Genomic DNA, 15,238 nt, shown 5'->3' with positions numbered 1-15,238 from the left:
ATCGTCCGCGCCTGCCCGTGTCAGGAGACACAACTTGAATCCGTACCTCGACGAAGACTTGATGGCGCTGGGCGAGCATGCCCGGCGTTTCGCGCGGGAAGTGGTCGCGCCGGGCTTTCTCGAACGAGACCGCACGCGCGTGCTCGATCGCGACATCATGCGCGAGATGGGCCGCATGGGTTTCATCGCGCCCGAACTGCCTGAGGCGTACGGCGGCCAGGGTCTGGGTTGCCTTGCCGCCGGCGTGATTCACGAGGAGATCGCGCGGGCCGACCTGAGCCTGTCGTATATCAATCTGCTCGCGTCGCTCAATGGGCAGATTCTCGCGCAGCATGCACGGCCCGAGATCGCGAGGCCCTGGCTCGAACGGCTGGTTCAGGGCGATGCGCTGCTCGCGATTGCGCTGACCGAACCGCGCGGCGGCTCCGACGCGGCCAACCTGCGGCTGAAGATGGAACGCGTCGGTGACGAATACGTGCTGAACGGCGAGAAGACGTCGATCTCCGCCGCCGATCAGGCCGATGCCGCCGTCGTGTTCGCGCGCAGCGGTTCGGTCGACGAAGGCGCGCGCGGTGTGTCGGCGCTGCTGGTGCCGATGGACCTGCCGGGCATCACGCGTAACCGCTTCGATTGCCATGGCCAGCGCGCGATCGGCCGCGGCTCGATCTTCTTCGAGAACGTCCGGGTGCCGGTCGATCATCGCCTCGGCGACGAAGGCAAAGGTTTCGTCCAGGTGATGCAGGGCTTCGATTTTTCGCGCGCGCTGATCGGTCTGCAGGTGCTGGCGGTCGCAAAGGCGAGTCTCGAGGAAACCTGGGAATACGTCGCGCAGCGCGAAGCGTTCGGCAAACCGCTGTCGGCGTTTCAGGGCGTGTCGCATCCGCTCGCCGAGTACGAGACCCTGGTCGAGGCAGCGCGGCTGCTGTGCCTGCAAACGCTGTGGCTGAAAGATCGCCAGCTGCCGCATACCGCCGAGGCGGCGATGTGCAAGTGGTGGGGGCCGAAGCTCTCCTACGACGTGATTCATCAGTGTCTGCTGTCGTTCGGACATGGCGGCTACGATCGCGGACCGATGGAGCAGCGTTTGCGCGACGTGCTCGGCTTCCAGATCGGCGACGGCACCGCGCAGATCATGAAGACCATCATCGCGCGAACCCAGGCGGGGCGCGACGCGGTGCCGGCCTGATCCGGCGATGCACGTACCGAAGCAGAACAACTATCGCGGAGACCTCGGATGAAGTTCGATCCCGTACTGATCGGGCCGCGTCGCGCGGAAAGCGTTGCCAACGGCTGGTGGCTGGATCGCACGATCAACGATGCGCTCGACGCCGCGCTCGCGCAATGTCCGGAGCGTATCGCGTTGACGGCGGTGCGCGTCGAGGATGGCGCGCGCGTGCGCTTCAGCTATCGCGAGATGGCGCGCATGGCGGATCGCATCGCGGTCGGCCTCGCGCGGCTGGGTGTGACGAGCGGCGACGTGGTGTCGATGCAATTGCCGAATTGCTGGCAGTTCACGTTGCTTTATCTGGCCTGCTCGCGCATCGGCGCAGTGGTCAATCCGCTGATGCCGATCTTTCGCGAACGCGAGCTCGCGTTCATGCTCGCGCATGCGCGCAGCAAGGTGATGATCGTGCAGAAGCGCTATCGCAATGTCGACTACGAGCAGATGATCGACGGACTGCGCGCGCGTCTGCCCGAACTGCGGCATCTCGTGGTGATCGATGCGCAACAGGATGGTCGGCCCGCGCCGCACAGCTTCGATGCGTTACTCGCGTTACCCGAATGGGAGCGCGAGTCCGATGCAGCGGCACTGCTGAGCCAGCATCGCCCGACGGCCGACGACGTCACGCAATTGCTCTACACGTCGGGCACGACCGGCGAGCCGAAAGGCACGATGCATACGGCGAACACGTTGATGTCGAATATCGTCGCGTACGCAGAGGCGATGCGTCTCGGTGCCGACGACGTCGTGCTGATGGCCTCGCCGATGGCGCATCAGACCGGCTTCATGTACGGACTGATGATGCCGATCGTGCTGCAGGCTCACGCGGTGCTGCAGGATGTGTGGGACCCGGCTGCGGCGGTGCGTCTGATCGACGAAGAGCGGGTCACGTTCACGATGGCATCGACCGCGTTCCTCACCGATCTCGCGCAGACGGTGGCGGCGAAGCGAACCGGCGTGCCGAGCCTGCGCGCATTTCTGTGCGCGGGTGCGCCGATTCCGGGGCCGCTGGTCGAGCAGGCACGCGTCTCGTTGGGCGCGAAGGTGGTGTCGGCGTGGGGCATGACCGAACTGGGCGCGGTCACGCTGACGAGCCTCGACGATGACGACGAACGTTCCTTCAATACCGATGGCAAGCCATTGCCGGGTGTCGAACTGAAGATTCTCGATCACGACGATCGACCGCTCGGACCGGGCGTGACGGGGCGTCTGTTCGTGCGGTCGTGCTCGGGATTCGCCGGTTATCTGGAGCGCGCGCATCTGAACGGCGTGGACGACGACGGTTGGTTCGACACCGGCGACATGGCTTACCTCGACGAGCGCGGCTATATGCGCATCGCCGGACGCAGCAAGGACGTGATCATCCGTGGCGGCGAGAACATTCCGGTGGTCGAAATCGAAACGCTGCTGTATCGCCATCCGTCGATTGCCGATGTTGCGATCGTCGCGTATCCGGATGCGCGACTCGGCGAGCGCGCGTGCGCGGTCGTGGTGCCGAAAGAAGGCGCGCGCGTCGAACTGGCGGACCTCGTCGATTTTCTGAAGCAGCGCCAGGTCGCGCTGCAGTACATTCCGGAGCGCCTGCTGGTGCTCGACGCGATGCCGAGCACGCCGACGGGCAAGGTGCAGAAATTCAGGCTGAGGGAGATGGTTAGGGATCCTGCTGAGGGGCGCGAAGGGTGAAGCGTTCTTCAGCAGGATTCGATATTCGTCGTGGTCGTCAGCGTACTGGCGTTTCGTTTTTCTTTTGATCCGGTGCGGCCGGTTGCGGCGGCGTCATATCTGGCGAGGCCGGCGTTTGCGGTTGATTGACATCCTCAGCGGTTCCTGCCTGCGCGTCGTAGCCGACGAGGGGAGGTGGTGCGCCGCGCCGTCGCGCGGAGCGTCCCGCATAGGCACAGCATGCGCCGACGGCAAAAGCACCGAACGCGGGCAACGGTAGCGACACGGCGAGAAACACCGAGCCGGTGCCGATAGCGACCCACGCGACGAAAGAAAAATTCTTTCGCTTGAATAGCGCGCGGTGAAGGATCGTCATTTTGTCTGGCGTGTGCGAGAAAGCGGGCCGCGACTGCGGCTCAGATCTCTTGCGCCGGATCGATGCGGGATGCGGGGATGGTCGACGTCTGCGACGCAGGCTGTTTCATGACGGGTCTCCCTGACAGCGATGGAATACCTGCCTCTCGCAATGCTCGTGCCTGACCGTCTGCGAGCCAAAAATCTCAGGGAAATGCGTGTTTTTACAGCGTTTGCCTGTCGTCGCACGGAAGCGGCGGCAAATTTGACCTGAAAAGGCGGATCTGTCTGTGCTTCGCGCTGTGTTTCGCGATCTCGCGTGTGCGTGCATCGCGTCGTCCGGTGCGTTTCGTGATCCGACCTCGTCCTTAAGGCGCTCTTAATGCTCCATCGCCGATCCTACCGAGCTGGCGCCATCGGCGTTTGATGAGGGAAGGATATGGAAAGCAGTCTACGTAGGACGATGGAGTATTCGGTCAGCAAGGTGCCGCAGGTCACGTTGGGCTTCTGGATCGTCAAGATCGTCGCCACGACGCTCGGCGAAACAGGGGGTGACTGGGTCACCATGTCGCTGAAGCTGGGCTATCTGATCGGCTCGGCGATATTCGCGGCTTTCTTCGTGGCGCTCGTTGCCGGGCAGATCAGTGCGCGGCGTTTTCAGCCGCCGCTGTTCTGGGCGACGATCGTCGCCACGACGACGCTCGGCACGACGATGGCGGATTTCTTCGACCGCTCGCTCGGGGTCGGCTATCCGGGCGGCGTCGACATCATCTTCGCGTTGTTGCTGCTGAGCCTGCTGGCCTGGTACAAAACGGAAGGGACGGTGGCCGTGCGTAGCATTACGACCCCGAGAGCCGAATGGTTTTATTGGATCACCGTGCTCTTTTCGCAAACGCTCGGCACGGCATTGGGCGACTGGGTCGCGGGATCGGATCGCGGCGGCCTGGGCCTCGGGTACGAATACGGGGCGATGATATTTGGCGGGGCGCTGGTGATTGTCGGTGCGCTCTATTTCTGGCCACGCGTATCGCGTACGGCCGTTTTCTGGGCCGCGTTCGTTCTGACTCGTCCTCTCGGTGCAACGCTCGGCGACTTTCTCGACAAGCCCCTCGCGGATGGTGGCCTCGAATTGAGCCGCTTGTACGCTTCGCTGATTCTGCTGGGGATTGTCGTCGCGTGGGTGGCGCTGGTACCGCAGCGCGCCGCCAGCCATGCGGATGGTTGAGCGTCGAGCACCGCGAATTGAATAGTTTTTAAAACACTCCTTTTCAAATCTTAATAAAAAGATCAGCCCGTCTATTGAAGGCAATTTGCGCTTGCTCAATGCAAGATGCGATAGAGCCGGCGAGTTGCGGGTTTGCAACGGTGTATTCAAAGGCACGGCGCTATATTTCGATTCCGGAAAGAGGCAGCCGTGCCTTATTCATCTGTTTCAGCAGGTGAATATGTATACCGGAAAAGGAATAATCGTGAAGAAAACCACTCTCAGCAAGACCCTGATCGCATTTGCAGCCCTTGGCGCGTTCAGCGTCGCAGCACACGCGCAAAGCAGCGTTACCCTCTACGGCTCGCTGGATGCGGGCCTCGCGTACGTCAATAATATTGGCGGTCACAGCACGTGGCTCCAGTCGAGCAGCCTGCTGTCGAATACGTACTTCGGCCTGAAAGGTGAGGAAGACCTCGGCGGCGGCCTGAAGGCGATCTTCAAGTTGGAGTCGGGCTTCGATCTGTCGAACGGCGGCTTTAGCGACGACGGCATGTTCAATCGTCAGGCCTATGTCGGTATCGCAAGCCGTGACTTCGGTACGTTGACGCTCGGCCGGCAGTACGACTCGGTGGTCGACTACCTGTCGCCGTTGGCGCTGGCCGGCCAGGCAGGTGACGTCAACGTCGCCGCGCACCCGTTGAACAACGACAACATCGGCGCGCAATATTCGATCAAGAACGCGGTCAAGTACGAGAGCGTGAACTACTCCGGCTTCCACTTCGGCGGCCTGTACGGTTTCAGCAACCAGCCCGGCCAGTTCGCGAACGGCCGCGCGTGGAGCGTCGGCGCCGGCTACTCGATGGGCCCGCTGAAGCTTGCGGCAGCGTACGACCAGACGAACTCCGACACCAACTCGGTGAACAACAGCGCGGCGGCTACGGTGCCTTTCGGCGGCAACGTGAAGCGCACGTTCGGCGTTGGCGGCAACTATACGTTCGGCCCGGCGACCGCCGGCGTGCTGTGGACGCGTACCCGTATCCAGGGCGCGACGGTGGCCGGCTTCGACGGCATGGATGCGCGCTTCGACAATATCGAAGTCAACGGCACGTATAGCCTGACGCCGTCGCTCGCGCTGGTCGGCGAGTACACGTACACCTACGGCAAGACGACCGGCGGCGGCACCGACGGTTCTTCGCCGAAGTGGCACTCGGCCACGCTGGCAGTCGACTACTCGCTCAGCAAGCGTACCGATGTCTATGTCGCCGGCGCCTATCAGCATGCGTCGGGCGACATCTACAACAACGGTTCGTACTCGGTCGCGAACACGGCGAATATCGCCGGCCTGCTGGGCAACTCGTCCACGCAAAGCCAGGTGGCGGCAACGATCGGCATGCGCCACCGCTTCTAAGTTCGGGCGTATCTGCCGAATCGATAAGCAGGGGAGAAAAGACGCGCCATCCTGGATGGCGCGTTTTTTTATTCTTTTATCTCAATAAAATTATGCGACGCCGAATTGATTTCGAATAAATTCGCATTCGCTGTGTGTTGTTAATATGGTTGCAGGGAAATCCAACTTCCCTGCAACTCGTTTCATGTGTATTCCGGGATTTACGCCGCCTTTTAATGGGCGGCTTTTTTTTGGCAATCGGCCGGGCGACGACCCTCAGGATCTGCTGCCGGTTGCCGATTGCCGCGAGCGCTTATTCCTCGTCGACTTCGCGATTGTTCAGCGGATTGACGTCGCGGTGATCGTCGGGGAACAGTCGGCGAAACACGTCGATCTGCGCCTTCGACAACTCGATCGGTTGCTCCAGCATGATCCAGTTCACCTGCTCGGTGCAGGGCGGCGTCGTCAGCGAGCCGGAGTAGATCAGCGCGCGTCGCTCGCGCGGCAGCAGCGCATCGGGATCGATGGTCACGGGCGGCATCGATGCGCCTTCTACGGGCAGATGGTCGAACAGCCGCGCGAGTGCCGCGTTCGCTTTGCCTTCCTTGATGAAGACGCCGAGCACGGTCAGACTGCCGTGGCTGTCCTGATGCACGAGGTGAAGCTCCATCGGATAGTGCGCGCCGTTTATCTCATGTTCGCTCGGCGTGTGGAAATGAAACTGCTTCAGCGTGTAGGTATTCGAACGCAGGTCCAGCACGTTCGACGTATCGATGGCGCTGGCCTGGATCGTGTGTCCATTGTTCACCGCCGTGAAGCTCGCGGGCCGATAGTGGATCGTGAATTCGCGGCCGTGTTTGTGCATCGCCGACGCGGGATGCAGATCGATCGGCGATTGCGCTTTGCCGTCGCGGCATGCCGCGTTCGTGGAGGACAGTTCGCCCCAGTGCGCGGGGCCGCTGTCGCCGTGATACGACCAGTGCGGTGCGTCACTGGGAGGAGCAGCATAGGCGAGCGCTGCGCACAGGCTGCCGGCGAGCGCGAGATATCTCGTGAATTTCATGGTGAAGTAGTGGATTGTCGGGACAGAGGAGGGGCGCACGCGCAAACGCGATGCCGGGATTCGGCGGACCGATCATCGATCGCGTGACGGGATGCAGGCGGCCCGTTATTCCGGTTCGTCGCTTGTGCGTTCGGATGGTGTGTTCGACCTGCCGTGCGGCTTTTGCGTGTGTCGACTGATTGAATGCGTGCTACACGGCGGGGCGATTATAGGGGCGTGCTATCTGCTCTGGGGCCGCCTCGCGCTCGACTCTTGCGCTCGCGCAAAGTTTGTCCGTGCCGATGGTTCATCGCGCGGACAGCACTTCGTCGAGGAAGGCGACTACGCGACGATGCAACGGCGCCGAGGGTGACGTGAATTCCTGGAGCAGACTGAAATGATCGGCGCTGGGCGCGATGTCGAGCGTTGCAGGATTGCCGGCCTGTTGCCATGCCTCGCACATGTGCCGGCTCTGCGCGACGAACGCGGCCGTTTCGTCGCCGCCGACGCCGAAGAGCGCGTTCACGCAACCACGCCGCGCGCGATGCAGCGGCGAGTGGCGCACCGCGTCGGCGGCATCGAGCTTCAGATTGCGGTTCAGGGTGGTCGCGACGAGCGGCGCGAGATCGTAGATGCCGCTCAGCGCAATCACGCCTGCGAGCGTCGGGCCCGGCGATACCGAGGCAGCCGAGGCATCCGATACAAGTGCCAGCGCCAGCTCCACCGCGAGATGACCGCCGGCGGAGTGCCCGGACAACACGAGCGGCAACGCGCGGCCATGCGTAGTGCTCACGTTCGCCACCGCATCGAGCGAAGCGCGCGCCGAGCCGATCAGTTCGGCGAGCGTCACCGTTGGGCACAGCGGGTAGTTCACCAGCGCGACGTTCAAACCGAGCCGCGTGAAGGCTGGCGCGATGAAGCGGAACGTCGACTTGTCGCGCGATTGCCAGTAGCCCGCGTGGAAATAGACGAGCGTGCCACGCGGTTGGTCGGTAGCGGCGCGGAACAGATCGAAGGTTTCGCGCGGCGCCGGGCCGTAACGCAGATCGAGTTCGACAGACGCTGCTTTCGCTGCTGCCGCGCTCTGCGCTTCGAACCCGGCGAGCAACGCGGGAAAGCTCGGGCGCGCCTGTCCCGTGACGTATTCAAATTCGGCGCTGCCGATGGACGTGTCGTTCATGAGGCGATGGAAGTCGAGGAACGGTGAGCGTAAGTGCGCTGTTGCAGCATCGCGGCAGTCTGCTCGGGACGAATCCAGAGCACCGCGGCGAGGCCGGTGCCGACCAGCAGCAAGCCGGTGAGCGTGAACGCGTCGCCGAGGCCTGCCGCGAGTTGTAGCGGGCTGCTGTGGCCCTGCGCGGCGAGCGCATCGCCGGCGCGCTGCACGAACCAGCCGAACACGGCCGGCGACACCACGCCGCCAATCGACGCGATGCCGACCATTGTCGATATGACGGCCGCGCGTTGCCCGGGATTGACCGCATAGGCGACGGCGGTCGGCGCCATCGGAAACACGAGGAACGCGCCCCAGCCGACGGTCGTGAGCGCGAGCGCCCAGACGCCGGACGCGTGCGGCAGACCCAGCAGGCAGACGCCCGAGACGAGCAGCGACATGCCGAAGAGTCCCGCCACCGCGACGCGCGCGGAGCCGCCGCCTCGCATGATCCTCCGTCCCGCGAAGCCGAGCGCGATCAGTAACAGCGTGCCGAAGGCCCAGGGCAGTGCATAGACGAGGCCCACCCGTGTCTGCGGCACGCCGAGCACGCCACCGATGTACTGGGGCACCCACGTGGTCATCGCGGCTTGCGCCCAGAAGCACGCGAACCCGGCGAGTGTCGCAATGAGCCACATCCGGCAACCGAAAACGCGCCGCAGCGGCACCGTCGCGAGTTTTTCCGTGGCCGAGCTGGCGACCGCCATACCCTCGCTCGCGCCGTGCAGGTTGCGATAGGGACCGTCCTTGCCGATGCAGGCCCATGCGATGCCCCACAGCAAGCCGGCGATGCCGAGCAGCCCGAACGCCCAGCGCCAGCCGAGCGCCGGCGACGCAATGATCCACGACAGCGCGGGCGCGGCAACGGCCGCGCCGATGGTCGGCCCGACCGCGATCAGGTTACTCGGCAGAGCGCGGTCCTCGGCGGGAAACCAGCTGTGCGTCGCATGCAGTGCGATGGGCAGCGCCGGGCCTTCGCCCGCACCGAGAATGATCCGGCAGACCAGCAGCGCGGTCGCGCCGCCGCCGGCGAGGATCGGGAACTGGACCGCGGCCCAGATGAGCGCGAGCGCAAACACCAGCCAGCGACTCGACATGCGATCGGCCACGAAGCCCACGACGATCGCGCTCAGGCTGAACAGAAAAAAGAAGCTGCTGCCGATGAAGCCGAATGCAAACGGCGAGAGACCGAGTTCGGCCATCGCGGGCCGTGCCACGAGACCGAGCAGGGCCTTGTCGGCGAAATTGAACACCATGAACAGCGTGAGCATCGCGGTGATGCCCCAGGCTTTGCGACGCGTCGCGGCGCCTTCGACGGACCGGCCCTGCGTGCCTCGTGTGCCGTGCGTGACGCCGTCGTTTGCCAATGTTTCCATCGCCTCGACCTCCGGTTATAGAGCCGATCCCCGCGTCGCGCACCACAGTATCGACGCGGGCGCTCGCACGATCAAGCCGCCGACGAAACCGGCGGCGCGAACACCACGTCGTACTCGCGTGCGACGCGCATCACTTCGGCCGGGCTCGACATATTGTGGATCCGTCGATAAAGCTCGAGCAGCTTGCCGGCGGGCGCGGCCCAGAACAACGCGGTCACCGGCTTGCCGGTGTTGTTGAAGAACGCGTGCTCGATGCCGCGCGGCATGCGCACGAGGTCGCCGGTCGAGGCCGTGGTCCGTTTGCTGCCCAGCAGCAGATCGATCTGACCGTCGAGCACATAGATGTACTCGTCCTGATGAGGATGCGTGTGCGGTGGCACGAAGGTCTCTTCCGGGAAGGTCGCATGCCAGGCGATGCTGTCGTCGCTGACCTGCTTGGGCACGTAGACCTGCCCGAGAATATTCCACGACACGCCGTCGAGGCCGGTCCGCGTGCGCGTGATGTCGGGCGTTTCAGTCGTCATGTTCATATTCGACTCCTTGAGGTTGGGTCAGCCGATCGAGCGTGGACTTGACCAGCGGGTTGGAAGAGGCAAAACGAGGCTTGAAGGTCGTGCGCGCCTGCGCGAGATCGTCTTCGTCCCAGTAGCCGATCAGGATGCCGCCCTCCGAAATGCGCGGCTGCACCTCGATCGATTCGATGGTGCCGTCGGCGATCGTCACGCGTTGGCGCGGCTGACGCGCCCAGCGAAACAGCGCTTCGTGCAGACGCGCGCGCACCGCCGCATGCTCGGGCGCGTCGGACGCGCCGAGATCGCGGAATTCGTTCGGGTCGGTTTGCAGGTCGAACAGCATCGGCCGGTAATCCTCGAACAGCACGTATTTCCAGCGGCCGTCGAAGATCATGCGCATCCACGCGTTGCGCGGCTTCGTGCCGAGCGCGATGCGCGAGTCCTGAAACGCGAAGTCGTATTCGCAGACCACGTGCTCGCGCCAGTCGGCGGGCTTCGCGCCGAACAGCAGCGGACGCAGCGAGTGGCCGTCGATGATGTGTGGCACCGGTTGGCCGCCATAGACGTCGAGAAAGGTCGGCGCGAGATCCACGGCCTCGACGAGCGCGTCGCAGCGCGTGCCGCGCGTGACGTCGGCGCGTGGGTCCGGGTCGTAGACGATGAGCGGTGCGCGGATCACGGGCTCGTGGAAGAGGTCCTTCTCGCCCATCCAGTGATCGCCGAGATAGTCGCCGTGATCGCTCGTGAAGACGATCATCGTGGTGTCCATCAGGCCGCGCTCTTCGAGGAAATCGAACAGCAACCCTAACTGATCGTCGATCTGTTTAATGAGGCCCATATAGCCTGGCATTACCGCATCGCGCACCTCGTCCTTCGAGAAGGTGCGCGACACGCGATGCGCCATCATCGCGTCATAGACAGGGTGCGGATCGCGCTGCTCCTCTTCCGAGCGCACGACGGGCAGCGCATCTTCCGGGCCGTACAGACTCGCGTAGGATTCGGGCACGACGTAGGGCCAGTGCGGCTTGATGTAGGACAGATGCAGGCACCAGGGTTCGTCGCAGGCTTCGCGGATGAAGTCCATCGCGCGCCGCGTGATGTAGGGCGTCTCCGAATGCTCGTCGGGCACGCGCGCCGGACGGTTCGAGTATTTGAGGAACCAGCCCGAGCGGATCGTGCCGTCTTCGTCCACGGTCGAATTGGCCCAGTCTTCCCACGGGTTATCACCGTCGAAACCCTGTTCGCGCAGGTAGTCGCTATAGGCCGGGTCGGGATCGTGACCGGACCACGGGTGGATACCGTCGTCGCGTTCGTACGGGTCGAAGCCGCATTCGGCGATGCGCACGCCGATCTGCGACGTGGGATCGATGCCGAGACGCGACATCCCTGCGAGGTCGGCGCGCATGTGGGTCTTGCCGACCAGCACCGAGCGCACGCCGAGCGGACGCAGATGATCGCCGATCGTCATCTCGCCCGCCTTGAGCGGCACGAAATTCCAGCTCGCGCCGTGCGAATGCACGTAGCGGCCGGTGTAATAGCTCATCCGCGAAGGGCCGCAAACGGGCGATTGCACGTAGGCCCGATCGAAGATCACGCCGCGCGCGGCGAGGCGGTCGAGATTCGGCGTCTTGAGGGTGGGGTGACCGAAGCAGGACAGATGATCGGCCCGCAACTGGTCGCACATGATGAACAGGATGTTTCGCACAGGCTTTCGCAATTGATGCTCCCAAGGCATGGGCGATTGATGGGGACATGGCGCGGGCCTCTGACCGGCTGCGGCCTATCCTTGATGTGAGTGCATCGTATGTGGAGAAAAAACGAAAAACGCTTCACATTTAGTCAATTCGATTACCATGGGTTATCACCCCCTATGGAGAACCCCTGGTGCGGCTTCAACAACTCCATCTGCTGCAGGCGATTGCCCAGACCGGCAGCCTGCGTGCGTCGGCCGATCTGCTCAACGTCACGCAGCCTGCGTTGACGAAGGCGTTGCGGCAGCTGGAAGAGGAATTCGGCACCGCGCTCGTGCTGCGCTCGCCCAAGGGCGTGCGTCTGACGCCGCCCGGCGAGTTGCTGGCGGCGCGCGCCAATACGGCGTTGCGCGAGCTCGACCGCGCGCGCGAGGAAGTGGAGTGGCATCTGCGGCATGCGCGGGCGCAGGTGACGATTGGTGTGTCGCCTGTCGCGGCGATTCTGCTTGCGCCCGGCGCGCTGGAGCGCTTCAGCGTTCGCTGGCCGCAAGTCGTGTTGCGGGTGCGCGATACGCTGTATCCGCGCGCGCTCGAACAGTTGCGCGCGGGCGAGCTCGACCTGGCGCTCGGGCCATTGCCGATCGAAGGATTCAGGCGCGACCTGCTCGTGCATCCGCTGTTCGAGAGCCGCATCGTGATTGCCGCGCGACGCGGTCATCCGCTCGCCGCCGAGACGACGCTCGCGGGCCTCGCGAACGCCGACTGGGTGCTGACCGGGCCCGCTGGCGGCCCGGGCGATCCGCGCAATCTGTGCAACGAGGCGCAGGTCGAACTGACGCCGAAGGTTCGGCTCGAATGCGAGTCGTTTGCCACGCTGCTTGCGCTGATGCCGCGTATGGACGTGGTCGGCATCATGCCGAAGGGTTTCTTCGACCGTCATGGTCCGGCGATGGATCTGCTCGAGTTGCCGATCGGCGATGCGTTGCCGACGACCACCATTCACGCCGTGTACCGCGCCGACGCACCGCTGACGGTGCCGGCCCAGCGCCTGCTCGAAACCTTCACCGCCGAGGCGGCCGCGCAGAATGCGCAGCGAGGCGCGCGCTAAACACCGGGCTCAAACGCAGGCAAAAGCGGTTACGCAGGAAGTGAGCCGTGGTGCGCCGGATCGTCACCACCCGACCCGCAATGACCCATCGCCACGGCGGTTTGCAGCGGCGCCAAACACACGCGGTTAGCGATGAATTCCCATTGCCGATTTGGCAATGCTTCGGGCCAAACTCGGCAATTGTCACAACGGAATTGGCTTCCTAAAATCGGGCGAACTCCTGCACCGTCCCGTTTCCGGAGACAGATTGTGCGAACGGGGAGTCAAACGACAACGGGATTTTCATGCAAACAGTGACGGCGCGCGGCGAGGTCGTAAGCAGCAAACACGAAGCATCCCGAGGCGCGGTGGTCGCGGCCGTCATCGGCAATGCGCTCGAGTTCTACGACTTCACGGTCTACGCGTTCTTTGCCGCGATCATCGGCAGAGAGTTCTTTCCCGCCGATAGCGCGTTGGGCGCGTTACTGCTTTCGGTCGCTGCGTTCGGGGTGGGGTTTCTGGCGCGCCCGCTGGGCGGAATCGTTATCGGGCGCTACGCGGATCGGGCGGGGCGCAAGCCCGCGATGCTGCTCACGCTTGCGCTGATGGCCGTCGGTATGGCGATCATTGCGTTTGCGCCGCCCTATGCATCGATTGGTCTGGCGGCGCCGGGACTGATCGTGCTGGCGCGGCTCATCCAGGGTTTCGCGTGGGGCGGCGAGGCTGGGCCGACGACGTCGTTCCTCGTCGAAACCGCGCCCGCCGGCAAGCGTGCACGTTACGCGAGCTGGCAGGTGGTCAGTCAGGGGCTGGCGGTGCTCGTCGCGGGCACGATCGGGGTGCTGGCTTCCGCGTCGTTGTCCGCCGAACACATGCAGGCCTGGGGCTGGCGGATTCCGTTCGTGCTCGGACTGGCGGTGATTCCGGTCGGTCTGATCCTGCGCCGTAACATGCACGAGACCGGCTCGCCGGCCGGCACGGCGCCGAGTTTCGCCGCGGCGACGGCATCGATGCAAGGACGCTACTGGAAGTGCGTGACGCTGGCCACGCTGATCATCATTCCGAGCACCGTGACGGTTTACGTCAACAACTACATGACCAGCTACGCGCTGACGCTCCTGCACTTTCCGATGACGATGTCGATCGCCGTCACGATGATGGTCGGCGCGTGCATGGTCGTCGCCGCGCTGACGGGCGGCATGCTGGCGGACCGGTTCGGCCGTAAGGTGGTGATGATCGTGCCGTGCGCGCTGCTGATGCTGGTCGCGTATCCGGCGTTCGTGGTGCTGAACAGCTGGCATTCGCTGATCACGCTGTTCGCGGTACCGGCGGTGCTCGCGTTGCTGACCGGATCGCACGCGGCGGCCGTCATCACGATCATCCCTGAGACGTTTCCGAAAGTACTGCGAAGCACCGGTCTTTCGATCAGCTACGCGATCGCCGCAACGGTATTCGGCGGTAGCACGCAATTTGTCGTGACCTGGCTGCTGCGTGTGACGGGCAACCCGCTGTCGCCGGCGTTTTACATCATCGGGGCCTGCGCGCTGGGTTTGCTCGGCATGACGCTGTTGAACGAGACGCGCGACGCGGCGCTCGACTAGCCGAATTAGCCGAATCCGGCTCAAGGTATTGAGGAGTAGCGATGCTGATCGACGCGCATCACCATCTGTGGCGTATCGCCCGCAATGACTATGGCTGGCTGACGCCCGACACCGGCTTTCTGTATCGCGATTACGAACCGGCGGATTTCAAGCCGCTACTCGACGCGCACGGTATCGAGCGTGCGGTCGTGATACAGGCGGCGCCGACGCTGGCGGAGACGGACTTCCTGTTGTCGCTGGCGGAACGGCACCCGTATCTCGGCGCGGTGGTCGGATGGGTGGATTTTGCGGCGAGAGATACGCCGGAACAGCTCGACCGCCTGTCGCGGCATCCACGGTTTCGTGGCGTACGGCCGATGATTCAGGACATTCCCGAAGACGACTGGATGCTGCGTCCGGAGTTGCACGAAACGTTCGTTGCGCTCACCGAGCGCGACCTGAGTTTCGATGCGCTGATTCAGCCACGCCATTTACGCGCGCTGCTCGAACTGGTGGGGCGGCATCCGTCGCTGCGGATCGCGATCGATCATTGCGGCAAGCCGGAGGTGCGCGACTGGCAAGCGGGCGATGCCAGTTTCAACGCGTGGCGCGACGGCATGACCGAACTGGCGCGGTATTCGAATGTCGTGTGCAAACTCTCCGCGTTGCCGACGCGCTCGGCGCCGAACTGGACCGCCGACACTTTCGCCGCCTATGTCGACGTGCTGATGACCGCCTTCGGTGAGACCCGTCTGATGTGGGCGAGCGACTGGCCGATTCTCGAGCGCAATGGCCGCTACGCGGACTGGCTGCGGGTCGCTCGTCAGCTCGTGCCGGAAGCGGCGCATGCCCGCGTTTTCGGTGCCACCGCGCAGGCGTTCTATCGGATCGAATAACAACGCGAC

12 protein-coding genes are annotated in these 15,238 nt (G+C 64.0%); 7 read left to right on the top strand and 5 right to left on the bottom strand.

Features of this window, described 5'->3' with window-relative positions:
- The first annotated feature begins 34 nt into the window (after positions 1-34).
- From aliB to HHL14_RS13595, 4 genes are all read left to right on the top strand, one after another.
- A complete protein-coding gene (gene aliB / locus HHL14_RS13610; protein ID WP_169498120.1) occupies positions 35-1,186 on the top strand; it encodes a cyclohexanecarboxyl-CoA dehydrogenase in 1,152 nt (383 codons plus the stop codon).
- Between the two features lie 48 nt (positions 1,187-1,234).
- On the top strand, positions 1,235-2,905 hold the full coding sequence (gene aliA, locus HHL14_RS13605; protein ID WP_169498119.1) for a cyclohexanecarboxylate-CoA ligase: 1,671 nt from the start codon (positions 1,235-1,237) through the stop codon (positions 2,903-2,905).
- A 796-nt stretch (positions 2,906-3,701) separates the two neighbouring features.
- Positions 3,702-4,463, top strand: coding sequence for a COG4705 family protein (locus HHL14_RS13600; RefSeq protein WP_230413025.1), 762 nt, complete (start codon positions 3,702-3,704; stop codon positions 4,461-4,463).
- A gap of 244 nt (positions 4,464-4,707) precedes the next feature.
- Complete coding sequence (locus HHL14_RS13595) at positions 4,708-5,853, top strand: porin (RefSeq protein WP_329601660.1); 1,146 nt, start codon at positions 4,708-4,710, stop codon at positions 5,851-5,853.
- Between the two features lie 292 nt (positions 5,854-6,145).
- Here HHL14_RS13595 and HHL14_RS13590 read toward each other — a convergent pair whose 3' ends face one another.
- The 5 genes from HHL14_RS13590 to HHL14_RS13570 form a co-directional block, all read right to left on the bottom strand.
- A complete protein-coding gene (locus HHL14_RS13590; protein ID WP_169498116.1) occupies positions 6,146-6,895 on the bottom strand; it encodes a carbonic anhydrase in 750 nt (249 codons plus the stop codon).
- Between the two features lie 286 nt (positions 6,896-7,181).
- The gene (locus tag HHL14_RS13585) at positions 7,182-8,054 is read right to left on the bottom strand and encodes an alpha/beta hydrolase (protein ID WP_169498115.1); all 873 of its coding nucleotides are present in this window, start codon (positions 8,052-8,054) and stop codon (positions 7,182-7,184) included.
- Positions 8,051-9,463 (bottom strand): MFS transporter, encoded by a 1,413-nt coding sequence (locus tag HHL14_RS13580; protein WP_169498114.1) that lies wholly within the window; start codon positions 9,461-9,463, stop codon positions 8,051-8,053. The genes HHL14_RS13585 and HHL14_RS13580 overlap by 4 nt, the downstream gene beginning before the upstream one ends.
- Before the next feature lie 71 nt (positions 9,464-9,534).
- Positions 9,535-9,993: a cupin domain-containing protein gene (locus HHL14_RS13575; RefSeq protein WP_230413024.1), complete on the bottom strand. Its 459-nt coding sequence runs from the start codon at positions 9,991-9,993 to the stop codon at positions 9,535-9,537.
- Positions 9,977-11,680, bottom strand: a complete 1,704-nt coding sequence (locus tag HHL14_RS13570) for an alkaline phosphatase family protein (protein ID WP_329601659.1) — start codon at positions 11,678-11,680, stop codon at positions 9,977-9,979. Before HHL14_RS13570 ends, HHL14_RS13575 begins: the two co-directional genes overlap by 17 nt.
- 179 nt (positions 11,681-11,859) lie before the next feature.
- Here HHL14_RS13570 and HHL14_RS13565 point away from each other — a divergent pair, with 179 nt between their 5' ends.
- The 3 genes from HHL14_RS13565 (at position 11,860) to HHL14_RS13555 (ending at position 15,229) form a co-directional block, all read left to right on the top strand.
- Positions 11,860-12,774 (top strand): LysR family transcriptional regulator, encoded by a 915-nt coding sequence (locus HHL14_RS13565; protein ID WP_169498112.1) that lies wholly within the window; start codon positions 11,860-11,862, stop codon positions 12,772-12,774.
- A 284-nt stretch (positions 12,775-13,058) separates the two neighbouring features.
- Positions 13,059-14,354: an MFS transporter gene (locus tag HHL14_RS13560; protein WP_169498111.1), complete on the top strand. Its 1,296-nt coding sequence runs from the start codon at positions 13,059-13,061 to the stop codon at positions 14,352-14,354.
- A 41-nt stretch (positions 14,355-14,395) separates the two neighbouring features.
- Positions 14,396-15,229, top strand: coding sequence for an amidohydrolase family protein (locus tag HHL14_RS13555; RefSeq protein ID WP_169498110.1), 834 nt, complete (start codon positions 14,396-14,398; stop codon positions 15,227-15,229).
- The last annotated feature ends 9 nt before the right edge of the window (positions 15,230-15,238 follow it).

This window comes from Paraburkholderia antibiotica, from assembly GCF_012927125.1.
GTDB classification, from domain to species: Bacteria; Pseudomonadota; Gammaproteobacteria; order Burkholderiales; family Burkholderiaceae; genus Paraburkholderia; species Paraburkholderia antibiotica.
This window is presented reverse-complemented; position numbering and strand designations above follow the sequence as displayed.